Source organism: Erwinia sp. CGal63 (assembly GCF_037026505.1).
Taxonomy (GTDB): Bacteria; Pseudomonadota; Gammaproteobacteria; order Enterobacterales; family Enterobacteriaceae; genus Erwinia.
Window position 1 is genome coordinate 273,696 of record NZ_JAKUMN010000003.1, and the last position, 23,023, is coordinate 296,718.

The following is a 23,023-nucleotide window of genomic DNA, read 5'->3' on the forward strand; positions in this document are numbered from 1 at the left end:
TTTGTGAACTGTTTAACATACCGTCAGCGACAGCGGCGTATATTGGTATGATAACTTTATCGACTAGCCGGAGCGCTACAGGGAGGTGTTATGTCAAAATTTATGGGTGAAGATTTTTTGCTGACCGGCGAATTTGCGCGTCGGCTTTATCACGATTTCGCCGCCGAACAGCCAATTTTCGATTACCACTGCCACTTGCCGCCGCAGCAAATCGCGGACAACTATCGCTTCGCCAATCTTTACGATATCTGGCTGAAGGGCGACCATTATAAGTGGCGTGCGATGCGGGCCAATGGCGTGCCTGAAGCGCTGATCACCGGCGACGCCAGCGACGAAGAGAAATTCCAGGCCTGGGCGAAAACCGTACCGGACACCATTGGCAATCCGCTCTACCACTGGACGCATCTGGAGCTTCGCCGTCCTTTCGGCATAACGGACAGGCTGCTCTCTCCGGCAACGGCCAGGGAAATATGGGAAAGGGGCAACGAGCTGCTGGCGCAGGAGGCGTTTCGCGCTCGCGGCATCATGCAGCAGATGAAAGTTCATATGGCGGGCACCACTGACGATCCCATTGACGATCTGCGCCACCATCGTCGGCTGGCGGAAGATAACACCTTCACTATCAAAGTTTTGCCAAGCTGGCGGCCGGACAAGGCGTTTAATATCGAAGCCGCGGGTTTTAACGACTATCTGCAAAAACTGTCGGCGGCGGCCGATATTGATATCGTGCGCTTCGACGATCTTTGCCGCGCGCTTTCACGTCGTCTCGATCATTTTGAAGCGCACGGCTGCAGGATTTCCGATCACGCGCTGGACGTGGTGATCTATGCCGAAGCCGACGAGGCGACGCTGGACGGTATTCTGGCGCGGCGTCTTGGCGGGATCGCGCCGAGCGGCCATGAGATCGCACAGTTCAGAACGGCGGTGCTGGTCTGGCTGGCGTCGCAGTACGCCAAACGCGGCTGGGCGCAGCAGTATCATATCGGCGCGTTACGCAACGCCAGCAGCCTGCAGTTTGCGCGGCTGGGGCCGGACGTAGGTTTCGACTCGATCAACGACAGCCCGTTCGCCGTGCCGCTGGCGCGCCTGCTGGACGCCCAGCATCGCAATCATGCCCTGCCGAAAACCATTCTCTACTGCCTGAATCCGCGTGATAACGAAACTATCGCCACGATGGCGGGGAATTTTCAGGGCGAAGGGCAGCCGGGCAAGATGCAGTTCGGCTCCGCCTGGTGGTTCAACGATCAGCTCGACGGCATGACGCGGCAGCTGACCCAGCTGGCGCAGATGGGGCTGCTGAGCCGCTTCGTCGGCATGTTAACCGACAGCCGTAGTTTTCTTTCCTATACGCGGCACGACTATTTTCGCCGGCTGCTGTGCGACATGATCGGCGGCTGGGTCGAGGCGGGCCAGGCGCCGGCAGATATCAACCACCTGGGACAGATGGTGCAAAATATTTGCTTCAACAACGCCCGCGACTATTTCGGCATTGAGCTTTAGCTCGCGCAGACAGGGCGTTTCTATGCTCAGCTTAACTCGCAGCCGCTTTCCGGGCCGATCTCACCCTGACCACATTATCCCGTTCGGCGACGGCAACTTTTGGCGGGCCTTTCTGGAGTGGCAAATCGATCTGCTGACCGCTGACGTAGCGGAGCATCTGCAGCGCATCGTCGAAGGCATACGCGCGGCGCTGGCCTGGACAGAGTAAGGAGCAAGTCATGCAGCGCTGGATCAAAATTCATCCTGCCGATAACGTGGCGGTAGCGCTTGAGGATCTGGCCGCTGGCGAAGTGTTGAAGGTGGACGGAGAGCTTCTGTCGCTAAAGCAGGCCATCAGGCGCGGGCATAAGTTCGCCCTGCTGCCGCTGGCCGCCGCCGCGCAGGTCGTGAAATATGGTTTGCCCATCGGCCATACTGTGCGGCCCGTGGCCGCCGGCGAGTTTGTTCATCACCACAACATCCGCACCAACCTGAGCGCGCTGGATGAATATAGCTATCGTCCGGGCTTTATCAGCCTGCCGGCGGGCGATGACGATCGCGAGATCGCTATTTACCGCCGCCGCAACGGCGAGGTCGCGATACGCAATGAGCTCTGGCTTCTGCCTACGGTAGGCTGCGTCAACGGCATCGCGCGGCAGGTTCAGCGGCGCTTTTTACAGGAGTGCAGCGGCGCGATGGACACAGACGGCGTGCAGCTCTTTACCCATCCTTTCGGCTGTTCGCAGCTGGGAGAAGACCATGAGAATACCCGCACCATGCTGCAAAATATGGCGCGTCATCCCAACGCCGGCGCCGTGCTGGTGATCGGCCTGGGCTGCGAGAACAATCAGATCGAGCAGTTCAAAGCGACGCTGGGCGAGTTTGACGCCGAACGCGTCGGCTTTGTGGCGTTGCAGCAGCACGACGATGAAGTCGAAGCCTGCTTAATCCAGCTGCGGCGGCTCTATAAGGCTATGCGCGGCGATTGCCGTGAAGCGGGCCGCCTGAGCGAGCTGAAATTCGGCCTGGAGTGCGGCGGATCGGACGGGCTTTCCGGTATAACGGCGAATCCGCTGCTGGGATGCTTCTCCGACTGGCTTACTGCTCGCGGCGGCACGACGGTGCTGACCGAAGTGCCGGAGATGTTCGGCGCCGAGCGCATCCTGATGAATCGCTGTCGCGACGAGGCAACGTTCCATAAAACGGTCAGCATGATCAACGACTTCAAACACTATTTCCTGGCCCATAACCAGCCCATTTATGAAAATCCTTCTCCCGGCAATAAAGAAGGCGGCATCTCCACGCTGGAGGAGAAATCGCTGGGCTGCACGCAAAAAGCCGGGCGAAGTCAGGTGGTCGACGTGCTGAAATATGGCGAACGCCTGCGGCGACCGGGGCTTAATCTGCTGAGCGCGCCGGGAAATGATGCGGTGGCCACCAGCGCGCTGGCCGGCGCGGGCTGTCAAATGGTGCTGTTCAGCACGGGACGCGGCACGCCTTATGGCGGCTTTGTGCCGACGGTGAAGCTGGCGACCAACAGCGAGCTGGCGACGAAAAAGCCGCACTGGATCGATTTTGATGCGGGCGCGCTGCTGAAGGGAGTGGAAATGGAAACGCTGCTGGCGCAGTTTCTCGATCTGCTGGCGGCGATCGCCAGCGGTCGCCAGACCCGCAACGAACAGAATGATTTTCGCGAGCTGGCGATTTTTAAAAGCGGGGTAACGCTGTAGGTTCCGCCACGGCGCCGTGGCGGACAGAATCAGACCTGCTGCTCGACGCGGCGCTCTTCGGCCATGCAGGCCGCCGCGGTAAACAGAATATCAGCGGAGGAGTTCAGCGCCGTTTCGGCGGAATCCTGCAGCACGCCGATAATAAAGCCTACGGCGACCACCTGCATCGCCATATCGTTCGGGATGCCGAACATATTGCAGGCTACCGGGATCAGCAGCAGCGAACCGCCTGCCACGCCGGAAGCGCCGCAGGCGCAGATGGAGGCGACCAGGCTGAGCAGGATCGCGGTGCCGATATCCACATGGATGCCCAGCGTGTTGACCGCCGCCAGCGTCAGCACGGTGATGGTAATGGAAGCGCCCGCCATACTGATATTGGCGCCGATCGGGATCGAGACGGAGTAGGTATCCTCATCCAGGTTCAGCTTCTTCGCCAGCGCCATATTCACCGGAATATTGGCCGCCGAGCTGCGGGTAAAGAAGGCCGTAACGCCGCTTTCGCGCAGGCAGGTAAAGACCAGCGGATAAGGATTGCGACGGATTTTCCAGTACACCAGGATCGGATTGACCACCAGCGCCATCACCAGCATACAGCCCAGCAGCAGGCCAAGCAGATGCGCGTACTGCCACAGCGCGGAAAAGCCGGTTGAGGCCAGAATGGAGGAAACCAGGCCGAAAATGCCGATCGGCGCGAAGCGGATCACAATGCGCACCAGATAAGTCACGGCGTCGGAGGCATCGTTCAGAAAAGCGCGCGTCGTCTCGCTGCTGTGGCGGAAGGCCAGACCCAGGCCAATCGCCCATACCAGAATACCGATATAGTTGGCGTGCAGCAGCGCGTCGATCGGATTAGACACCATGCTCATTAGCAGGCCGTTCAGCACTGCCAGAATGCCGGAAGGCGGCGTGATCTCGTTATTGGCGGTGGTCAGGGTCAGCGTTTGCGGCAGCAGATGGCTGAACGCCACCGCCAGCACGGCGGCAAAAAAGGTGCTCAGCAGGTAGAGCATGATAATAGGGCGAATATTGGATTTCTGGCCCTGCTTGTGGTTGGCGATAGAGGCGATCACCAGCACCATGACCAGCAGTGGCGCGACGGCCTTCAGCGCGCTAACGAACAGCGTGCCGAGCAGGCTGACGGAAAGCGCGCTCTCTTTGGAAAACCAGGCCAGCGCCAGGCCAGCGACCAGACCGATCATGATCTGGGTAACCAGGCTCGCCTGCAGCAAACGCTGCAGCGGCCCGGAACGACTCTTTTCGATACTCATATAAAAAACCAGCTGTGAAAGTGATGGAATGCGCCCTGGCGTCATACGCGCTGCAAGGTCGGCATCGGTGTGTTTGCGCAGGCAGTATAAGGAAATGTGATAGCAGGGGAAGCGAAAATTGACCTGGCGGCAAATCAAGGTTTCGCCGCCAGGCTGGGTGTTACAGAGAGGTAAAAATTATTTCCGTAGTGCCAGGCGATCGTTACGACGGTTAACCCAGGCATTGATTAACAGCGTTGTCGCCAGGATACCGCCTACCACGCTCAGCGAAACGGCGACCGGAATATGGTAGAAGTCGACGATCAGCATTTTAACGCCGATAAACACCAACACGATGGCCAGGCCATATTTCAGCATCGAGAAGCGTTCCGCCACGTTGGCCAGCAGGAAGTACATCGCGCGCAGGCCCAGAATGGCGAACAGGTTAGAGGTCAGCACGATAAAGGGATCGGTGGTGACGGCGAAAATGGCCGGGATGCTGTCCACGGCGAAAATCACGTCGCTCAGTTCGACCATAATCAACACCAGCAGCAGCGGCGTGGCGTAGAGCAGGCCGTTGCGGCGCACAAAGAACTTTTCGCCTTCCAGATTATCGGTCATGCGCAGGTGGCCGCGCAGCCAGCGCACCACGGGTTTATCGCCGACCGCGCCTTCGTCCTCGCTGCCAGCCATCGCCATCTTGACGCCGGTAAACAGCAGAAACGCGCCGAACAGATAGAGGATCCAGCTAAACTCGGAAACCAGCCAGCTACCGGCGAAAATCATGATGGTGCGTAGTACGATGGCGCCGAGCACGCCGTAGATCAGTACGCGGCGCTGAAGCGCGGCCGGAACGGAGAAGTAGCTGAACAGCATTAGCCAGACGAAAACGTTATCCACGGCCAGCGCTTTTTCCAGCACGTAACCGGTGAGAAACGCCAGCGCCTGGGTATGAGCGATTTGCGGGCCGACGGTTTCTTTCAGATACCACCATAAACCGGCGGCGAACAGCAGCGAGAGACTAATCCAGACCAGCGACCAGAACGCGGCCTGCTTCATCGACATGGTCTGCGCGCCGCGCTTTCCCTGCAGCAGCAGATCGATGGCCAGCATAATCAGCACTACGACAGCGAAGCTGCCCCAGAGTAAAGGCGTGCCTACAGTGTTCATAACTTTATCCTGTCAAAAAAATAGGGCTAACGTCAGAAGACGCCAGCCACATATTTTTCTGTGAGCAAACCTCGCCTTCCGGCAAGGTCTCACTTACAGTCAGGATGCTGACTGCCCGGCAACCGGGTGCTTGCGCACCGTAATGACGATTAACCGACGAAGAAGTTACTCCCCTTTGCAGCAGTGAAGATAGTCAGTGCGGCGAAAGCGGTCAATCTTCCACAGAAATATTTAGCAATATTTACATTGCAAACCGCCCGCAGGCTGAAAAAACCAGGCTGATTTAAAGACGGAACCGCCTTAAATCGCGTCCGATAACCTGCAAAGTCATTATGCTGTTTCTCAATCAACAGGCGTGATATTTCCGGAAGAGGGCGAATGCGAGCATTTGATTTTTAACGCATCCTCTCTCACGATAGGAGCATCACAACGGCGGCGAGGTCAGAAAAATTGATGTCCACGAGCAGTAAACACGCACTTAACTGGACCAGCCTGCTGGTCGCTGTTCCGGTGGGGCTGGTGGCTTCACTGGTCACGCTGGGCTTCCGGCTGCTGATTGAGCAGATCAATCTGCTGCTGTTCAGCAGCCGCCAGGATGTGACCCAGGCTATCCACGTCTGGCCCTGGTACACGTGGCCGCTGATTGTGGGCGTCGGCGGCCTGATTGCCGGATTTTTCCTGCGTTACGCCACCGCGCTTGAGCAGAAAGCGACGGTGCGTACCGATTATCTGGAGGTTATCAACGCTCGTCTGGACGCGGTGCCGACCAAAACCTCGCTGTTTCGCGCGCTCTCTTCCATCGCCAGCATCGGCAGCGGCGCCTCTATCGGTAAGGAAGGGCCGATGGTGCAGCTCTCGGCGCTGGCAGGCAGCCTGATGGGACGTTTCTGCTTTAAAAAACTGCCGTTGAAAAACAGCGACGTGGTGGCGATGGCCGCTGCGGCCGGACTCTCTTCCGTTTATCACGCGCCGCTTGCTTCGGCGATTTTCGTCGCGGAGATCGCCTTCGGCATTTCCGCGCTGCAGCGTCTGATCCCGCTGATTATCTCGGCTGGCGTGGCGGTGCTGACCATGTCGGCGCTGGGCTACCGTTCGGCGATCTATCTCTTTTCCCAGGCGCAGTTTGCGCTGACGCCAACCAGTATCGCGCTGACGGTGCTGATCGGCCTGCTGGCTGGCCTGATCGGCTGGATGCTGATTTGGCTGATCGCGCAGAGCCGCAGGCGCTTCGCCCGCGTCAAAAGCCTGCCGCTGCGGCTGGGGCTGGGCGGCCTGCTGGTTGGCGCGCTGGCCGTCGGCAGCACCAGCGTGTTAGGCAACGGCTACGAAGTGATAGTAGAGATTATGGCCGGCGATTTTATGCTGAAAGGGCTGATTATTCTGCTGCTGCTGAAGATGCTCGCCACGGCGATTTCCGTCGGCTCCAACGCCGTTGGCGGCCTGTTTACGCCTTCGCTGCTGACCGGCGCGCTGCTGGGCGTGGTGGTCGCCAGCGTGGCGGCGCTGGCCGGAATGCCGGTCGACAACGCGGTGATTTTCGCCGTAATCGGTATGGGCGCGGTGCTCGCTGCGGTCAGTCAGGCGCCGCTGATGGCGATGCTGATGGTGCTGGAAATGACGCTGAACAGCAGCCTGCTGTTTCCCACCATGATCGCCTGCGCGCTGGCTTTTATGGTGGTTTATCAGCTGCATTCCAGCAGTACCTATCCGGTCATTAAAAACCACTTCAGCCGCTCCGACGCCAAGTTCGACTTCGATAACGGCATTATCTCGCAGTTTATCGTCTCCGGCGCGGCGCTGCAGCCGCACGATTCCGTCGGCAAGGCGCTGGCGGTCAGCTCGCTGAAGCGCGAACGCTTTGTTTATGTGATCAACGAAAGCGGGCAGTTTCTGGGCGCGGCGTCGATTCACGATATTTCACGCAAGGTGCTGGATAAAGAGATCACGCTCAGCTCGCCGGTCAGCTGCGTGACGGACGAATCCTTTCCCTATGTTTTTGAAAAGCAGACCATTACGGAAGGCTGGGAAGCTTTTGCCCGCGTAACGCTGGAGCGCCTGCCGGTGCTGAACAATCCCGTCGAGCGTAAGTTTTTGGGCGCGCTGACCAAAACCAGCCTGATTCAGAAAGCGAAGGATTTTTTATAGGCGGGTTAGCTCGCCCTGCCGCGTAGCGCCTGTTCGGTCAGCCACAGGCGCGTATCGAACTCCAGCTGGTGGTACTGCGGCTCCATATGGCAACAGAGCTGATAGAACGCCTTGTTGTGATCTTTCTCTTTGATATGCGCCAGCTCATGCACCACGATCATGCGCAGAAAAGCCTCCGGCGCCTGTTTAAAAATGGTCGCCACGCGGATCTCCGCCTTCGCCTTTAGCTTGCCGCCCTGCACGCGGGAAATCGCGGTATGTAGCCCCAGCGCATCCTTCATCACTTTGATTTTACTGTCGTAAATGACCTTGTTCAGCGGCGGCGCGTTGCGCAGAGCCTGGTTTTTCAGCGTCAGCGCATAGTCATACAGCGCCTTGTCGCTGGTAATCGAATGCGTGTCGGGGTAGCGCTTTTGCAGCACTTCACCCAGCCGCTGCTGGTCGATCAGCTGCTGAACCTGAGTCAGCAGCGATTCCGGATAACCTTGTAGATAGAGTAAAGACACGGGCGCTTCCTGGATTTGAATAGCAGGCGGCGATTTTACCACGCGCGCGCCGCCCGACGCGACGCTTTAACCGCGTTGCAAGCCTCTACGCCTTTTCGCATACTGTCGGTTTCACGAATGACCTGGAGCCACCATGATTGATTACAGAGAGCTGTTCAGCGCGGGCGCAAGCTTTGAGACGTTCGCCCGAACCGGCCTTGCCGGTGAAATCGCGGCCGTTAAGGAAGCGCGCGCGAAGCTGGCTTCGGAAGAGTTTGTCGCCAGCGAGCTGAAAGAGCGGATCGGGCAGGTGCGCGGCACTTACTATTTGCTGACCGCCGCCGAGCTGTGGTGTCCCGACTGCCAGCGCAACGTCACCGCCATGCAGTTTATCAGCGAACTGCAGCCGAACGTCTCGCAGGCGATTATCAGCAAAAGTCGGGCGGAGCGCACGCTGCTGCCTGCGCTGGCGCTGGATAAAGTACGCATTCCTTTTACCCTGGTGCTGAACGCGAAATTTGAGCCGATCGGGACTTTTGTCGAGCGGCCGGAGAAGGTGGTTAACGGCGGCGAAGCGGAGCTACAGGCCTACCGCGAAGGCAGGCTGCTGAACGAGGCGATCGAAGATATTCTCGCCATTATCGGCCGACACGAGGCAGGCTGAAAACGGCCTGCGGACGGAGAAGCCGCCGCAGGCGACGCTTTACCCCTGGCGATCGGCGATCTTCAGCGGCGGATGCGGCGAATCGTGAGTCAATTTCACCGGCATATTTTCCCGCGCGGAGCGATAGATCGCCGCCATCAGAATATGATCCTGTAAGCCTTCTTCGCCCGGCGAGTAAGGCGTTTTGTCGTGCAGCACGCACTGCGCGAAATGATCGATCTCCAGCGTAAACTGATTTTTCGGCGACAGCCTCAGCTCGTTGACCTGTTCGGACTGGCCGTTGCGTTGCGCAATCTGCAGGCGCTGTCCCTCATAGGCGAAAGCGTTGTCCAGCGCGATCCAGCCTTTCTCCAGGCGGATGCGCATATCTTTCGCTTCATGCGTGCCGTAGCTGCTGAAGCAGTTGGCGATAGCGCCGGAAGGGAAGCGCAGCGTAAAGGCGATCGTCTCTTCCACTTCGCTGAAGCGCTCGTCATTGCTGGGGTTGATAATCTGCGCGTAAACCTCGACCGGCTCTTCCGCCAGCATAGTGCGCACGCCGTTCAGACAGTAAAGTCCGATATCGGGCAGCACGCCGCCGCCCGCCAGCGCCGCCCGCATTCGCCACTGATCGCCTGGCCCCTGCACCTGGCTGGTGATAGCCTCGATCACGCGCGGCTTGCCCAGCTCGCCGCTTTGCGTCAGGCGCGCCGCCTCAACGTTAAACAGCTCGTGCTGGCAGCGATAGGCGATCATCAGCCTGACCTTAGCCTGTTCGCAGGCGGCGATCATCTCGCGCGCTTCGTCCGGCGTATTCGCCATCGGCTTCTCGCACAGCACATGCTTGCCCGCTTTCGCCGCCGCGACGACGTGATCGCGATGCAGGCCGTTCGGCGTCACCACGTAGACCGCCTGAATCTTCGGGTTGTCGGCCATCTTCTGCATCTCGTCGTAGCGATAGATGGCGTCAGGATCGATGCCGTACTGCTTTGCGACCGCCAGCGCTTTCTCGGGCCGGTCAGAAACCAGCGCCACGGCGCGCGCAAACTGACTTTCGTTCAGCGCGGGCAGGATCTGATTGAGCGAAAGACGTCCCAGTCCGACGATAGCAATGCCTAAACGCTCATCCGGCGGCAGCGGCGCGGCGGGCTGCGGTTCCGGCCGGTCGGCAGCTCCTTTCCAGTTTTCGAATACCACCGCCTGCTCTTTCACTTCCCCTGTGTCGATAGCGTTGGGCGCAAGCGCTTTGCCTGCCGCCGGCAGCGTTGGGCCGCTCTTCGTTCCCGGCCCGGAAGGGGCGTAATCGCGCTGGGATTTAGTCATGCGTCTCTCCTGTTTATGATTGCCGGACCGCGCGCTGTTTCAGCCTGCGCGTCAGCATAAAGTGATTAGTCGTGACGACGGCCGCCAGCGCCAGGCACCAGAGCACCACCGCCAGCAGCGAATATTGGGCGAAGCGGCTGTCGAGCAGCGCGCCGATAAAGGCGGCGATAATCCACACCAGCCAGCGCAGCGCGTAGTTGGCGGCGCTGCGCAGCTCTCCGGCGGCCAGCACGCGGCCCAGCCTGACCAGCGTACCGGTAATAAAAGTCACGCCCGCTTCGCTGCTGCGCACCTGATTCAGCGCGCCCATCGCGGCGCTGATAAGCAGTACGGCGCCCAGCGTGAATTTCTCGCCGACAAAAGGGCAGGCCAGCGCCAGCAGCGCGGCCACCAGCAGCAGCAGGCGCGGCGCGCGCCAGGATCGGGCTTTGTTGCCCAGCCAGGCCGCCAGCGTGGTGCCGGCGATAAAGGCGATAACGATGGTCAGCAGCGGCAGCGCTTTCGCCAGATTGCCCTGCTGAAAGAACTGCGCCATTTTGGAGCTGTTGCCGGTCATATAGACCGCCAGCATCTCTTTGCTGTGCAGATAGAGCAGGGCATCGGTCATACCTGCAGCGGCAATCAGCAGCCAGATGAACGGCGTGGTGGACTCAAAGCGAAACGGCCTGGCATGGGTCATAGGTAAGCGACGCAGCCACGCTGCGCTCCGGCTATATTCGTATAATCAAATATATAGGAGAGGATCGCAGCGGGCGCGAGCGAAGCGGCGGCGGGCGCGCGGCGGGCCGGGCGAAAAAATCAGAAATTTCAGTCGATAAAGGAATAGAAAAAAAAGTCGATTATTTACGCCGGCAAACCGCGTTGAAGCAAGAAAAACGTTTACTGTCGGCGCGTTTTAAGGGATAACTCGCGGGAATTTTTATCCAGCCGGAGATCCCATGAGCCAATTCGAACTGAGCCACCGCACGCTGACGCTGCACCGTTTTCCCCAGATGCGTGACGAAAGCCCGTTACAGGCGTGGGACGCCGCCGATGAATACCTGCTGAAGCAGGTCGCCGATACGCCCGCCAACGGCGCGACGCTGATTTTCAACGATACCTTCGGCGCGCTGGCCTGCGCGCTGGTGGGCGAAGAGCTGTTCAGCATCAGCGACTCCTGGATCAGCCAGCAGGCGACGCGGCAGAATCTGCTGGCGAACGGCATGGACGAAGGCGACGTGCATTTTCTGGACAGCCTGGCCGCGCTGCCCGCCAGCCCGGCACGCGTGCTGATCAAAATCCCTAAAACCCTGGCGCTGCTGGAGCAGCAGCTGCGCGCGCTGCGCAGCGTGGTAACGCCGGACACGCAGGTTATCGCCGCGGGCAAAGCAAAGGATATTCATACCTCGACGCTCCAGCTGTTCGAGCGCGTGCTGGGCGAAACCACTACCTCGCTGGCGGTGAAGAAAGCGCGTCTGATCTACTGCACGCCGACCCTGCCGGAGCTGGCCGAAGGCCCGGAAACCTATAGCTGGACGCTGGACGGCACCGACTATCAGATCCATAACCACGCCAACGTCTTTGCCCGCAGCGGCCTGGACGTCGGCGCGCGCTTCTTTATGGCGCATCTGCCGGACAATATCGACGGCGAAATCGTCGACCTGGGCTGCGGCAACGGTATCATCGGCCTGCTGGCGCTGGAGCAGAATCCAACGGCGGAAGTCCATTTCGTGGATGAATCCTGGATGGCGGTCGCCAGCAGCCGAATGAATGTGGAGGTCAACCGCCCGCAGGATTTGGCGCGCAGCCACTTCGCGGTAAACAACTCGCTGGCCGGTTTCCCTTCCGATCGTCTGCACGCGGTGCTCTGCAATCCGCCGTTCCACCAGCAGAACACGCTGACCGATCATATCGCCTGGCAGATGTTCCGCGACGCGCGCCGCTGCCTGCAGTATGGCGGCGAGCTGCGCATCGTCGGCAATCGTCATCTTGATTACTATCGCAAAATGAAGAAGCTGTTCGGCAACTGCACTACCGTGGCTTCGAACCAGAAGTTTGTTATTTTGCGCTCGGTGAAGCTGCGCTAGCTTTTAGTCAAGGCGGCGCTGGATTATCGCCGCCTGATCCACGAGTAGCGCTGCTGATAGCCGAGCTGGAAATGGCCGTTGCGGCGATAGCTGGCCTGCTCTTCCGCCATGCAGTAGGTGCAGATCTGACTCAGCTCGATCTGCGCTTCCGGTACGCCTTCCCGCATCGCCATCCGCTTAGCCAGCAGCGGCAAATCGAACCAGACGCCCTGCGTGGTGCCAACAGCCTGCGCCCTGATCGCCTGCGGGTTGCGGCTTTGCTGCGCCGACCAGGCCAGCAGCGAACTTAGCTGATGCGGATCTTCCTGATGCATCGCCTCAATCCTGTCTTTGCCCAGCTCATAACAGCATGGCCCTATAGCTGGGCCGATAGCGATATGCAGACTTTCCGGCGTCGCGCCGCGCTGGCAAAGCTGACGAATAGCGTTAATCAACACGCCTTTTAATGCGCCGTTCAGTCCGGCATGAACGACGGCGACCTGTTTTTGCCGCACGTCGGCGAGCAGCACCGGCAGGCAGTCCGCAGTGTAGACGGCGACGGGATGCGAACCTGTGCCAATCAGGCCATCGGCCTCGCGGCTTTTAACGGGAAGCGCTTCGCTGTCCAGCAATACGCTGGCGGTATGGCGCTGACGATTCATCACGCTTTCCGGCGGCGGCGGTTCGCCAGCGGGCTGAAAAGCGTGATCGAGCCAGTCGAAGGAAGAGAGCAGGGCGGAGCGGTAAACGTGCGGCATCGGGCGACCTTTTCAGCGATTGTCGATAACCCTGTCAGCTTAGCCTGGCGACGGTCGTTGTTGCCAGGCCATCGCTAGAGGCTTAACGCCAGCCGCGTGCCCTGCGCGATAGCGAGTCTGGCGTCCAGCTCCAGCGCGCGATCCGCGCCGCCGATAATATGTACAGGGCGATCGCCCAGCGCTTCCGCCAGCCGCCGGTCGGATTGCTGGCCGGCGCAGATCACCACGTTATCCACCGCCAGCAATACCGGCTCGCCCTGGTGCAGAATATGCAGGCCGCTGTCGTCAATCCGCTGATATTCCACGTCGCCCCACATGGCGACGCCGCGCATTTGCAGGCTGGCGCGATGGATCCAGCCGGTGGTTTTGCCAAGAGCGGCGCCGGGTTTACCGGGCTTGCGCTGAAGCAGCCAGATTTCCCGCGCCGACGGCGGCGGCGCCGCCGCGATCAGGCCGCCAAGCTGACGCAGCGTCTGGTCGATGCCCCATTCGCGGCAGAAAGCCATAATATCCTGGCTGGCGGCCTCGCCTTGCTGGCTCAGGAACTCCGCCGTATCGAAACCTATGCCGCCCGCGCCGATAATCGCTACCCGCTTGCCCACCGGTTTTTTATCGCGCAGCACTTCCAGATAGCTCAGTACGCTGGGGTGATCGATGCCCGGTATTTCAGGCGTTCGCGGCAGCACGCCGGTCGCCAGGATCACCCGATCGAAGCCCGCCAGATCGGCCGCCGTGACCGCCTGATTCAGCCGCAGCGTTACGCCATTCAGCACCAGCTGACGCCGGTAGTAGCGCAGCGTTTCGCTGAACTCCTCTTTGCCGGGGATTTGTCGTGCAATGTTGAACTGGCCGCCAATGTCGGCAGCCTGGTCGAACAGCGTCACGCGATGTCCGCGGCTGGCGGCGTTAACGGCGAAAGCCAGTCCGGCTGGCCCGGCGCCGACGACGGCCAGATGCTGCGGATTTGCCGCAGGCGTGATGACCATTTCAGTCTCGTGGCAGGCGCGCGGATTGACCAGGCAGGAGGTCAGCCTGCCGGCGAATATCTGGTCAAGGCAGGCCTGGTTACAGCCGATGCAGGTATTGATCTCGTCGCTGCGGCCCTGCTGCGCCTTGCGTACAAAGGCCGCGTCGGCGAGGAAAGGGCGCGCCATCGACACCATATCGGCGCAGCCTTCGTCCAGCAGCGCCTGCGCCACGTCGGGATGGTTGATGCGGTTGGTGGCAATCAGCGGCACGGTAAGCTCTTGCTTCAGCTGTTGGGTCACCCAGCCGAAAGCGCCGCGCGGTACAGAAGTGGCGATAGTGGGAATACGGGCCTCGTGCCAGCCGATGCCGGTATTGATCAGCGTCGCGCCCGCCTGCTCAATCGCTTTCGCCAGGCGTATTGTTTGCGGCAGCGTATTGCCCTGTTCCACCAGATCGAGCATAGACAGGCGATAAATAATAATAAAGTTCGTGCCTACCGCCTGACGAACCGCGCGCACGATCTCCAGCGCGAAGCGCATGCGCCGCTGCTCGTCACCGCCCCAGTCATCCTGACGCTGGTTGGTTCTGGCGACCAGAAACTGGTTAATCAGATAGCCTTCCGAGCCCATAATCTCTACGCCGTCGTAGCCCGCTTCCTGCGCCAGCGCGGCGCAGCGCGCAAAATCCGCAATCAGCCGCAGAATAGCCTCGTGAGTCAGTTCGTGAGGTTTAAAAGGCGTAATGGGCGACTGAAGTGCAGAAGGCGCTACCAGGCCGGGCTGATAGCTGTAGCGTCCGGCATGCAGAATTTGCAGCGCGATTTTTCCGCCAGCCTGATGGACGGCTTCCGTGATAACGCGATGATGCGGTAGCTGATCGGTATGATTCAGCACGGAAGCGCCCGCCATGACTACGCCTTCCGGCGAAGGCGCGATGCCGCCGGTGACGATAAGCGCCACATCCGCTGCCGCACGCTCGGCGTAAAAGGCTGCAAGGCGGCGCGCGCCGTCAGGATGCTCTTCCAGACCGGTATGCATCGATCCCATCAACACACGGTTTTTCAGCTGCGTGAAACCCAAATCCAGAGGTGAAAACAGGGAAAGGCTCATGATGACGGTCGCTAAAGTGGTCGGATGAGTTCAATGTAGCGGCGACGTAAACAATCTGAAAGCGGCGCGGATAAAAATGTGACGCGCGCCAGACAAATTGTAAAAAGCGGCGTCAGCGCGGCGCGCGAAGTCGATCCAGCGTCTGCCGCCAGCTAAACGGCATCAATTGCGCATAACGCAGCCCATGCTGGCTGAGCGCGTCGGCCAGGCCCTGCTGCGTGCTGACAATGCCTTCGCTCATCGTCGGCGCGATATTGGCGTCCTTTAATGTCTGCACAACTTCGCGCATCTCTTCCGCTCGCCGCTGGCCATGTTCCGCAACCCGGCTAATCAGATAGTCCGGCAGTTCGCCATCCCAGCCCAGCGACGGAAAGCTGGCGTGCAGCGACTCCAGCACCGCCTGCTCTACGCCATAGGCGCGGGCAGCGCCCAGGCACTCGGTGGTCAGCGCTTCCAGCCCTTTGATCATCACGCTGCGGCACATCTTGATAGCCGAAGCTTCGCCCACTTCACGGCTGCGGTAGCGGCTGTTCAGCCCCAGCGACTGGAGTTCGACATCCACGCTTTCCGCCGTTGGGCCGCCTATCAGCAGCGGCGTGCGCAAACCTTTCGGCGGCACAGGCGCCATCACCGCCACATCGATATAGGCTGCGCCAGCGGCCTCGATTAGCTCAGCGGCGGCCAGCTTGGTTGCCGGAGAGACGGAGTTGAGATCGAGAAACGTCTGGCCGTCGCGCAGATCTGTCGCTGCGGCCATCGCCACGTTCAGTGATTCTGCAGCGGTGACCGCAGAAAAAATCAGGCGGGCGTCCTGCAGCGCCTCGCTCATTGAACGGGCGACGCGAACGCCGCAGGCGGCGGCTTCGCGCTCTGTTTCCCGGCGTGTTTCCGGCTGCGTCAGCTTGCGATCCCAGATGGTGACCTCAGCCCGCTGTGCCAGACCGGCAGCGAGGATTGCGCCCGCCTCGCCAAAACCGATAAAAGTCACGGTCGTCATCAGGTTGCCTCCTGTTGCGTGGACGAAACGGGCCAGATATGGCCGGGGATTTGTACTTCGCCAGCGAAAATCAGCCTGGCCGTCCGCAGCAAGCCCGCGCCGGAAAGCTGATGGCGTTTATCGCGCTGAAGCAGCACGCTAAATTCGCCGCCAGGATGCTCAACGCTGAGCCGCTGATTGCGTTCATCGCCGACGCTTGCCAGCCCGTCCGCCACGCTGCCCGGCAGCAGACAGGCGCTGGCTACGCTGACCGCGCCCAGCACGCCGATGGTGGCGTGACAGCGGTGCGGAATAAAAGTCCGGCTGCTGATTGCGCCGCCCGCGCGCGGTGCGGCCAGCAGCGTCATTTTCGGTACGGTGCGCTGGCTGACGTCGCCCAGATTCATCCGCGGCCCGGCCTCCAGGCGGATGGCCTCAAGACGCGCTTTCAACTCCTCGTCGCTATCCAGCTGTTCGGGACTTTCATAGCCGCTGCGGCCCAGATCCGCCGCGCGCAGCAGCACTACCGGCATCCCGTTGTCGATACAGGTCGCTTCGGTGCCATTGAAAACGTCGCGGACGTTGCCGGTCGGCAGCAGCGAACCGCAGCTCGAACCGGCGATATCGCTGAAGTTCAGCACCACTTCCGCCGCCGAGCCGGGTACGCCATCAATTTTCAGCTCGCCGTCATAGTCGATCTCGCCGTGCGGCGTGTTCAGCCTGGCCGTTGCCAACTGCCCGGTATTTTCCATAAAGATGCGCACTTCGGTAACCGGTTTGCTGGCCCCGACCAGGCCGCGCTCAAGGGCAAACGGCCCGACCGCCGCCAGGATATTGCCGCAGTTTTGCCCGTAATCCACGCTGGCGCGATCGACGTTAACCTGGGCGAAGAGGTAGTCGACATCGGCATCGGCGCGCGCCGAGCGGCGAAGAATCGCCACCTTGCTGGTTAGCGGATCGCCGCCGCCCAGCCCATCGATCTGCCGCCTGTCCGGCGATCCCATCACCGCCAGCAGCACGCGATCGCGGAGATCTTTTTCCTGCGGCAGATCTTCCGCCAGAAAGCAGGCGGCTTTAGAGGTGCCGCCGCGCATCAGTAAACAGGGGATTCGGCGCTGGCGCATGTCACTCCTCCAGATCGTCGAGGGTTTCTACATAGCGCAGTCCTTTTTCCGCCAGGCGCGCGCGCATTTGATAAATATCCAGACCCAGCTCGCCCGCCGCCATCCGCGCGCGCTTGCTTTCCTCCAGCTCTTCCCGCTGGCGCGCTTTTTCTGCGATGCGCGCGGTATCGGCGCGAGCCACGACGACGACGCCATCATCGTCGGCAACGATCGTATCGCCTGGCATAATCAGCTGGCCGGCGCAGATTACCGGCACGTTAACCGAGCCGAGCGTCTCTTTTACCGTGCCCTGAGCGTAAACGGCCCGCGACCAGACGCCGAAACCCATCTCACGCAGCGTTCGTGAATCGCGCACGCCATGATCGGCAATCAGCCCAACGACGCCGCGCGCCTGTAAAGAGGTCGCCAGCAGATCGCCGAAGAAGCCGTCAACGCAGGGCGAAGTTGGCACGGCCACCAGCATATCGCCTGGCCGACACTGTTCGACGGCGACATGAAACATCCAGTTATCGCCCGGCGCCAGCAGCACCGTTACCGCGCTGCCCGCCAGGCTTTTATTCTGCTGGATGGGCCGGATAGCGGGATCGAGCAGCCCTTTGCGACCCTGCGCTTCATGCACCGTCGCCACGCCCGAAGCGGCCAGCGAGGCGATATCCTTTTTGTCGGCCCGCTGGATTGCGCGCACGACCACGCCTTTTTGTCCGAGACTCTTCATGCCAGATCCTCCGTTACGCGCGGGAAGATGCTCTGGTAGCCTTCGCCGTAAAGAATATCGCGGGCCGCCGTGATGCCGACATTGCGCTTAGCCTGCACGCCTCGCTGCTGAGCCACGCGCGTGTAGTATTCCCACAAATGCTCCTGGCCCGCCATGCACTGGATAGCCGCGTACTTTTTATCCCAGACGCTGGTGATATCCAGCAGCACGTCCGGCTTCCAGCCGCACTGTTCCGGCTGATGCGGTTCAAAGCAGTAGACCGGCGGCGCGGCGACGATTTTCTCGCCGGGACGGTAGCCTTCCGCCTGGGCAATAATGCGTGCTTCCTGCGCCAGGTTTGTCGCCATCGGGTGATCGTAGTTGTAGGGATCGTGCAGTGAGTGAGTCAGCACGAAATGCGGCTGCACGCGGCGGTATACGTCGGCCAGGCGAAACAGCGTCTCTTTATCGGCGCGCAGCGGATAATCGCCCAGGTCAAAAAACTCAATGCTTGCCCCCAGGATGTCAGCGGCGGCCTGCGCTTCCGAGCGTCGGGCCTGTTTCACCTTCTCTTCGGTCATTTCGCCTTTGCGCCAGAGTTTGGCCGATTCGCCGCGTTCGCCAAAAGAGAGGCAGACCACATGCACGCGGTAACCCTGCTGCTGATGCAGCGCAATCGCGCCGCCGGCGCGCCAGACGAAATCAGCAGAATGGGCGCTGACCACCAGCGCGGTTTTTGTCGAAGTGTCAGTCATGTTCAGGCTCCTTTGCGTTTTTCTTATGCTGGCACTCCGCATGCGTCGGCGATAATTCATTTCATTGCAGCCGCTATGCGTTTTATTTATATTGCCGGTTAAATCACAGCGGGCCAGAGGCGATAAATGACGCGAAAAGCGGAGCGGCACGAAGGCATAAATCTGATGCAAATCAGAGCGTTTTGTCAGGTAGTAGCGCACGGCAGCGTCTCTAAGGCGGCAGATGAGTTATTCCGCACGCAGTCAGCTATCACGCGAGCAATCCACGATCTGGAAGAGACGCTGGCCGCGCCGCTTTTTGAGCGTCACGCGGGCGGAATGCGGCTGACCGACGCCGGAAAATGCATGCTGCCGCGCGCGGAAAGGGCGATGGCGGAGCTACGGCTTATTCCACAGCTGCTGGCCAGGCTGGCGGGAAAAAGCGGGCGTGGTGAAGCAGAGCCGCTGTGGCTATTCAACGTTCGTCGTTTACAGATTTTCGTTACGCTCTGTCAGACGCGGCATATGCAGTCGGTGGCGACGCAGCTGGGGCTGAGCCAGCCCGCCGTCAGCGCCGCGCTAAAAGTGTTGGAAAACGGCGCGCAGACGGTACTGCTGGAAAGGTCGCCGCATGGCATGGCGCCGTCGCTGGCCGGCAGGGAAATAGAACCGGCGATCCGACGCGCGCTAAACGAACTGCGTCATATTCCCGCCGATCTTGCGGCAAGAAAAGGGATCTTACAGGGATCGGTCAGGATCGGCGCGCTGCCGCTGGGCAGAACGCGCCTGCTGCCTCAGGCTATCGTCAGGCTAACGACGCGCTATCCTGGTGTCAGCGTGGTGACCAGCGAAAGCGCCTGGGAGATATTGAGCGCAGAGATGCGCTCGGGCGATATCGATTTTATCTTTGGCGCACTGCGCGACAGCGAGGCGCATAAAGATATCAGCAGCGAAACGCTGTTTGCGGAGGAAATGGTGCTGGTGGCGCGTCGCGATCATCCGCTGACCCGGCAATCGTTTGACTGGCAGAGGTTGCGCACGGCTCGCTGGGTGCTGCCGCGCTCCGCCACGCCCGCTCGTCGTCTGCTCGACAGCTGCTTCCACGCCATGGGCATCCCGGCGCCCGATGCCGTGGTGGAAAGCGGCGATTTGGCGCTGATCCGCGGCCTGCTGCGCGATTCCGATATGCTGACCGCCGTTTCGGCGCATCAGCTGGAAGTAGAGCTGGCTGCGGGAGAGCTGATTGCGCTGGCGACCCTGCCGGATACTCGTCGCGCCATCGGCCTGAGCTATCGCACCGGTTGCCTGCATTCGCCTGCAGCGGAAGCGCTGATCGGCTTTCTGCGTGAGGTTTGCCAGCCGGATGCCAGTCAGGCGGATTTACCCGCGACGGAGTAGAGCACCTGCTGATTGCGCGTTTTCTGAAACTCTTCCAGCGACAGGCCGCGCATCGCCGAGTAGATATGCAGATTGGATACGCCCACCACCGCGCCCAGCTTCTCCAGCAGGAAAAAGCTGACGCCATAATGGATCATGCCGCGCCAGTCCAGTTCGTTAAGCAGCCGCCGCTCTTCTTCGCTCAGCGCCGCTTCTTCATACAGCGCCTGCGGCGTCTGCTTAAAGCGCTCGCGCCAGGCAGGTTGAATCATCCTGTGCAAAAAGCGGTTAATCCGCAGCGCCTTCTGGCTGCGTGCCTGGGTAAAGGGATAGGTGCCCGGCAGCTTCTCGACGCCGCTGAGCTGAAGGTTGATTTTGTCGCGCTGGCGCTGGTGAACTTCGGCGGGCGCTTCCCTGGACTGATTTTCCAGAATCAGCGTGGCGATGCCGGTCATGGAAGGCAGATAGTAAGCCTGATGCAGCTTCTCCACCCGCGCCGACAGCGCGCCGCGCATAATCAGCCACATAATCACTTCCGCGCCTTCCAGGCCGCCAAGCGTGGCGTATTCCGCCAGGGTAATTTCGGTCAGGCGCTGCGGATCGTTGACCAGCATATCGACGAACTGCGCGTCCCATTCGGGATTGTTAAACCCGCAGCGTTCGCCATGTACCTGATGCGAAACGCCGCCCGTCGCCACGATGGCAACGTTGAGATCTTCCGGATAACTTTCAATCGCGCGACGCAGCGCCTGGCCTAATTTATAGCAGCGTCTTGCGCTGGGGATTGGGAACTGTAAAACGCCAACCTGGAGCGGCACCACCTGCACCGGCCAGCCGTTTTCATAAGGCAGCAGCGCTGATAGCGGTGAAAACAGACCGTGATCCAGCGGCTTATCCTGAAAAAAAGACATATCGAATTCGTCCGCCATCAGGCTGGCGCCGATATGCTGTGAAAGCGCTGCATGGCCCTGCACGGGCGGCAGATCGCGCGGGCCGCCGCCTTCATCGGCGACCGCATAGCTGCTGTCGATACCCAGCGTGAAGGCGGAATAGTGATCGAAAAAGAACGACGTCACGTGATCGTTAAAAACGTAGAGCAGCACATCGGGCTTTTTCTCTTCCAGCCAGCGCTGCATCGGCGCAAATCCTTCGAAAATGGGCGCCCAGGCCGCTTCCTGCTGTTTATGGTGATCGACCGCAAAGCCGATGGTAGGCGTGTGCGAGACGGCCAGTCCGCCAATAATTTTCGCCATTTCAGACCTCTTCACTTATCGGTTATTCAGGGTACGCGACAGAGCTGGTAAATCGTTCAGCCCGGCGCCTTTTATCTGCCGGGAAGCCCGGACGTTTTTATGTTGCACAATGGAGAGCGCAGCTAACAAAGCGGGTAGCGATAAAATAATGAAAATCGTGGTCTGGCCCGGGAAAACGCCTAACAGCACGCCGCCCAGCGAAGAACTGAGAATAGCGCCGCTGCGGCCGATGCCGTGCATCCAGCAGACGCCGGTTGCCCGCATTTCCGTGGGATAAAATACCGGAGAAAAAGCCTGCAGGCCGTTCTGCGCGCCGTTGATGCAGAGGCCGCTGATAAACACCAGCACCGCGAGCGCCAGCGGGCCAAAGCCCCAGATCCCCTGCGACAGCAGGCAGAAGCTGCCCACCAGATAGAACAGGGCGATAACATATTTAGCCTGCAGACGATCCATCAGCGCGCCGACCAGCAATCCGCCCAGCGCGCCGCCAAGCTGAAAAAGGCCGGCGACGACGGCGGCGCGTTCCAGCGATACGCCGTTTGAGCGCATAATGGTCGGCAGCCAGCCGTTCAGTAAATAGATCACGAACAGGCCCATAAAATAGGTAAGCCAGAGGATTAGCGTGCCGCGCGCATAGCCGCCGGAAAAGAGCTGCAGCACGCGAGCTTTTTTGGGCACCACCGGCGCGGCCAGCACAAAAGCGGTGGCGGAGGTAAAAGTCCCGCCAAGCCGGTTCAGCGTCGCAGCTATTTTTTCACGGCTGACGCTGTTTACTACCATATACATGGCGGATTCCGGCAGCATAAAGATCAGGAGAGGCAGCATCAGCAGCGGTACAGCGCCGCCGAATACCAGCGTCGAGCGCCAGCCAAAATAGGGCAGCAGGGCGGCGGCGATAAAACCGCTCATTCCGGAACCGATATTAAAGCCGCCATACATCACGGCGATCGCCAGGCTGCGGCGGCGTTCGGGCATATATTCCGCCAGCAGCGTTACGCAGTTCGGCATTACGGCGCCCAGGCCCAGACCGGTCAAAAAGCGCAGCAATGCCATTTCAAAGGGCGAGCGGGCGAAAGCGCTGGCGAGGCTGAAACAGGCGAAGCAGAGGATAGCCAGCAGCAGGATCTTCTTTCGGCCATATCTGTCCGACCACGGGCCAGCGATTAGCGCGCCAAGCGCTACGCCAAACATCGCTGCGCCGAGAATCGGGCCCATGCCGGTTCGGGTAATATTCCAGTTTTCAATCAGCGCTGGCGCAATAAATCCCATTACCGCGGCATCGTAACCGTCAAAAAAGATAATGATGAAACACAGCGCCAGAATCAGCCACTGCTTTGAAGAGATGGCGCGGGAATCAATCCACGCCTTTACATCGACAATATCGCGATCGCTCATGGGTACGCTCTCTGTTTTTTTTATCAATGCCGATAGGGAAGAAAATCGGTTGTTTCCCTTTCGGCATTAACAGCAGGCATTTAAAAAACTATTTGAGGTAAGTTTTCTTATATTTTTTTATCTGAAACAAAGAATTGGTATTTCACTGCTGCGAATTAGCTATACCAGGTTAGGCGGACGGATGCTGTTTGTCTGCCATAAAATGGTTATAGAGGCATGCGTTTTATTTATAGTGTGAGGCGTGTCGTCTTCTGCGATAGCGAGGAAATAACCAAAAGCGATTTTCGCTAAGCGGTAAATGCGAAAGGTCCACTTATTAATCAAGTTATTCCACGAGATCGCAGGTCAGAGGTCGTCCTGTTGCAGC

The 23,023-nt window shown here is 59.9% G+C and carries 20 protein-coding genes; 7 read left to right on the forward strand and 13 right to left on the reverse strand.

What is annotated here, in order from left to right; translation table 11 throughout:
* The first annotated feature begins 90 nt into the window (after positions 1 to 90).
* The 3 genes from uxaC to MKZ79_RS12595 are packed head-to-tail and all read left to right on the forward strand — an operon-like array spanning position 91 to position 3,209.
* On the forward strand, positions 91 to 1,500 hold the full coding sequence (uxaC, locus tag MKZ79_RS12585) for a glucuronate isomerase (RefSeq protein WP_336142655.1): 1,410 nt from the start codon (positions 91 to 93) through the stop codon (positions 1,498 to 1,500).
* A 22-nt stretch (positions 1,501 to 1,522) separates the two neighbouring features.
* The gene (locus tag MKZ79_RS12590; protein ID WP_336142879.1) at positions 1,523 to 1,708 is read left to right on the forward strand and encodes a hypothetical protein; all 186 of its coding nucleotides are present in this window, start codon (positions 1,523 to 1,525) and stop codon (positions 1,706 to 1,708) included.
* Positions 1,709 to 1,718: 10 nt separating this feature from the next.
* On the forward strand, positions 1,719 to 3,209 hold the full coding sequence (locus MKZ79_RS12595) for a UxaA family hydrolase (RefSeq protein WP_336142656.1): 1,491 nt from the start codon (positions 1,719 to 1,721) through the stop codon (positions 3,207 to 3,209).
* A gap of 29 nt (positions 3,210 to 3,238) precedes the next feature.
* On the opposite strand, the gene sstT is transcribed toward MKZ79_RS12595, so the two are convergent.
* Together sstT and MKZ79_RS12605 are read right to left on the reverse strand one after the other, a co-directional pair.
* Complete coding sequence (gene sstT, locus MKZ79_RS12600) at positions 3,239 to 4,477, reverse strand: serine/threonine transporter SstT (RefSeq protein WP_442897148.1); 1,239 nt, start codon at positions 4,475 to 4,477, stop codon at positions 3,239 to 3,241.
* 177 nt (positions 4,478 to 4,654) lie between these two features.
* Positions 4,655 to 5,626 (reverse strand): TerC family protein, encoded by a 972-nt coding sequence (locus MKZ79_RS12605; protein WP_336142658.1) that lies wholly within the window; start codon positions 5,624 to 5,626, stop codon positions 4,655 to 4,657.
* A gap of 453 nt (positions 5,627 to 6,079) precedes the next feature.
* Here MKZ79_RS12605 and MKZ79_RS12610 point away from each other — a divergent pair, with 453 nt between their 5' ends.
* Positions 6,080 to 7,771, forward strand: coding sequence for a chloride channel protein (locus MKZ79_RS12610; protein WP_336142659.1), 1,692 nt, complete (start codon positions 6,080 to 6,082; stop codon positions 7,769 to 7,771).
* A gap of 5 nt (positions 7,772 to 7,776) precedes the next feature.
* Here MKZ79_RS12610 and MKZ79_RS12615 read toward each other — a convergent pair whose 3' ends face one another.
* Entirely contained in the window at positions 7,777 to 8,277 is a 501-nt protein-coding gene (locus tag MKZ79_RS12615) for a M48 metallopeptidase family protein (protein ID WP_336142660.1), read from the reverse strand.
* 133 nt (positions 8,278 to 8,410) lie between these two features.
* Here MKZ79_RS12615 and MKZ79_RS12620 point away from each other — a divergent pair, with 133 nt between their 5' ends.
* Positions 8,411 to 8,920 (forward strand): thioredoxin family protein, encoded by a 510-nt coding sequence (locus MKZ79_RS12620; RefSeq protein ID WP_336142661.1) that lies wholly within the window; start codon positions 8,411 to 8,413, stop codon positions 8,918 to 8,920.
* Between the two features lie 39 nt (positions 8,921 to 8,959).
* On the opposite strand, the gene MKZ79_RS12625 is transcribed toward MKZ79_RS12620, so the two are convergent.
* Together MKZ79_RS12625 and MKZ79_RS12630 are read right to left on the reverse strand one after the other, a co-directional pair.
* Positions 8,960 to 10,222, reverse strand: coding sequence for a Gfo/Idh/MocA family protein (locus MKZ79_RS12625; RefSeq protein WP_336142662.1), 1,263 nt, complete (start codon positions 10,220 to 10,222; stop codon positions 8,960 to 8,962).
* 13 nt (positions 10,223 to 10,235) lie between these two features.
* A complete protein-coding gene (locus tag MKZ79_RS12630) occupies positions 10,236 to 10,901 on the reverse strand; it encodes a YoaK family protein (protein ID WP_336142663.1) in 666 nt (221 codons plus the stop codon).
* Between the two features lie 259 nt (positions 10,902 to 11,160).
* Here MKZ79_RS12630 and rlmG point away from each other — a divergent pair, with 259 nt between their 5' ends.
* On the forward strand, positions 11,161 to 12,288 hold the full coding sequence (gene rlmG / locus MKZ79_RS12635) for a 23S rRNA (guanine(1835)-N(2))-methyltransferase RlmG (protein WP_336142664.1): 1,128 nt from the start codon (positions 11,161 to 11,163) through the stop codon (positions 12,286 to 12,288).
* Positions 12,289 to 12,311: 23 nt separating this feature from the next.
* Here rlmG and MKZ79_RS12640 read toward each other — a convergent pair whose 3' ends face one another.
* The 6 genes from MKZ79_RS12640 to galB form a co-directional block, all read right to left on the reverse strand.
* Positions 12,312 to 13,025 carry a polyphenol oxidase family protein gene (locus MKZ79_RS12640; RefSeq protein ID WP_336142665.1) on the reverse strand — a complete coding sequence of 238 codons (714 nt, stop codon included), beginning with the start codon at positions 13,023 to 13,025 and terminating at the stop codon, positions 12,312 to 12,314.
* A gap of 74 nt (positions 13,026 to 13,099) precedes the next feature.
* Complete coding sequence (locus MKZ79_RS12645) at positions 13,100 to 15,103, reverse strand: NADPH-dependent 2,4-dienoyl-CoA reductase (RefSeq protein WP_336142667.1); 2,004 nt, start codon at positions 15,101 to 15,103, stop codon at positions 13,100 to 13,102.
* A gap of 112 nt (positions 15,104 to 15,215) precedes the next feature.
* Positions 15,216 to 16,100: an NAD(P)-dependent oxidoreductase gene (locus MKZ79_RS12650; RefSeq protein WP_336142668.1), complete on the reverse strand. Its 885-nt coding sequence runs from the start codon at positions 16,098 to 16,100 to the stop codon at positions 15,216 to 15,218.
* Positions 16,100 to 17,203, reverse strand: coding sequence for a 4-oxalomesaconate tautomerase (locus MKZ79_RS12655; RefSeq protein ID WP_336142669.1), 1,104 nt, complete (start codon positions 17,201 to 17,203; stop codon positions 16,100 to 16,102). Before MKZ79_RS12655 ends, MKZ79_RS12650 begins: the two co-directional genes overlap by 1 nt.
* 1 nt (position 17,204) lies before the next feature.
* Positions 17,205 to 17,918 carry a 4-carboxy-4-hydroxy-2-oxoadipate aldolase/oxaloacetate decarboxylase gene (locus tag MKZ79_RS12660; protein WP_336142671.1) on the reverse strand — a complete coding sequence of 238 codons (714 nt, stop codon included), beginning with the start codon at positions 17,916 to 17,918 and terminating at the stop codon, positions 17,205 to 17,207.
* Positions 17,915 to 18,652: a 4-oxalmesaconate hydratase gene (gene galB / locus MKZ79_RS12665; protein WP_336142672.1), complete on the reverse strand. Its 738-nt coding sequence runs from the start codon at positions 18,650 to 18,652 to the stop codon at positions 17,915 to 17,917. The genes MKZ79_RS12660 and galB overlap by 4 nt, the downstream gene beginning before the upstream one ends.
* 165 nt (positions 18,653 to 18,817) lie before the next feature.
* On the opposite strand from galB, the gene MKZ79_RS12670 reads away from it, so the two are divergent.
* Positions 18,818 to 20,029: a LysR substrate-binding domain-containing protein gene (locus MKZ79_RS12670; RefSeq protein WP_336142673.1), complete on the forward strand. Its 1,212-nt coding sequence runs from the start codon at positions 18,818 to 18,820 to the stop codon at positions 20,027 to 20,029.
* On the opposite strand, the gene MKZ79_RS12675 is transcribed toward MKZ79_RS12670, so the two are convergent.
* Both MKZ79_RS12675 and MKZ79_RS12680 read right to left on the reverse strand, forming a co-directional pair.
* Positions 20,002 to 21,261 carry a gallate dioxygenase gene (locus MKZ79_RS12675; protein ID WP_336142674.1) on the reverse strand — a complete coding sequence of 420 codons (1,260 nt, stop codon included), beginning with the start codon at positions 21,259 to 21,261 and terminating at the stop codon, positions 20,002 to 20,004. The two genes, MKZ79_RS12670 and MKZ79_RS12675, sit on opposite strands and share 28 nt — an antisense overlap.
* A gap of 15 nt (positions 21,262 to 21,276) precedes the next feature.
* Positions 21,277 to 22,656: an MFS transporter gene (locus MKZ79_RS12680; RefSeq protein WP_336142675.1), complete on the reverse strand. Its 1,380-nt coding sequence runs from the start codon at positions 22,654 to 22,656 to the stop codon at positions 21,277 to 21,279.
* Positions 22,657 to 23,023 lie beyond the last annotated feature (367 nt).

Coding starts and splice junctions, on each gene's coding strand:
- MKZ79_RS12605 (WP_336142658.1), bottom strand. CDS start 5,626: ATGAACACTGTAGGCACGCCTTTACTCTGGGGCAGCTTCGCTGTCGTA.
- MKZ79_RS12655 (WP_336142669.1), bottom strand. CDS start 17,203: ATGCGCCAGCGCCGAATCCCCTGTTTACTGATGCGCGGCGGCACCTCT.
- MKZ79_RS12590 (WP_336142879.1), top strand. CDS start 1,523: ATGCTCAGCTTAACTCGCAGCCGCTTTCCGGGCCGATCTCACCCTGAC.
- MKZ79_RS12680 (WP_336142675.1), bottom strand. CDS start 22,656: ATGAGCGATCGCGATATTGTCGATGTAAAGGCGTGGATTGATTCCCGC.
- MKZ79_RS12640 (WP_336142665.1), bottom strand. CDS start 13,025: ATGCCGCACGTTTACCGCTCCGCCCTGCTCTCTTCCTTCGACTGGCTC.
- MKZ79_RS12660 (WP_336142671.1), bottom strand. CDS start 17,918: ATGAAGAGTCTCGGACAAAAAGGCGTGGTCGTGCGCGCAATCCAGCGG.
- MKZ79_RS12595 (WP_336142656.1), top strand. CDS start 1,719: ATGCAGCGCTGGATCAAAATTCATCCTGCCGATAACGTGGCGGTAGCG.
- MKZ79_RS12620 (WP_336142661.1), top strand. CDS start 8,411: ATGATTGATTACAGAGAGCTGTTCAGCGCGGGCGCAAGCTTTGAGACG.
- uxaC (WP_336142655.1), top strand. CDS start 91: ATGTCAAAATTTATGGGTGAAGATTTTTTGCTGACCGGCGAATTTGCG.
- MKZ79_RS12650 (WP_336142668.1), bottom strand. CDS start 16,100: ATGACGACCGTGACTTTTATCGGTTTTGGCGAGGCGGGCGCAATCCTC.
- MKZ79_RS12625 (WP_336142662.1), bottom strand. CDS start 10,222: ATGACTAAATCCCAGCGCGATTACGCCCCTTCCGGGCCGGGAACGAAG.
- MKZ79_RS12645 (WP_336142667.1), bottom strand. CDS start 15,103: ATGAGCCTTTCCCTGTTTTCACCTCTGGATTTGGGTTTCACGCAGCTG.
- rlmG (WP_336142664.1), top strand. CDS start 11,161: ATGAGCCAATTCGAACTGAGCCACCGCACGCTGACGCTGCACCGTTTT.
- MKZ79_RS12675 (WP_336142674.1), bottom strand. CDS start 21,261: ATGGCGAAAATTATTGGCGGACTGGCCGTCTCGCACACGCCTACCATC.
- MKZ79_RS12630 (WP_336142663.1), bottom strand. CDS start 10,901: ATGACCCATGCCAGGCCGTTTCGCTTTGAGTCCACCACGCCGTTCATC.
- galB (WP_336142672.1), bottom strand. CDS start 18,652: ATGACTGACACTTCGACAAAAACCGCGCTGGTGGTCAGCGCCCATTCT.
- MKZ79_RS12670 (WP_336142673.1), top strand. CDS start 18,818: ATGCAAATCAGAGCGTTTTGTCAGGTAGTAGCGCACGGCAGCGTCTCT.
- sstT (WP_442897148.1), bottom strand. CDS start 4,477: ATGAGTATCGAAAAGAGTCGTTCCGGGCCGCTGCAGCGTTTGCTGCAG.
- MKZ79_RS12610 (WP_336142659.1), top strand. CDS start 6,080: ATGTCCACGAGCAGTAAACACGCACTTAACTGGACCAGCCTGCTGGTC.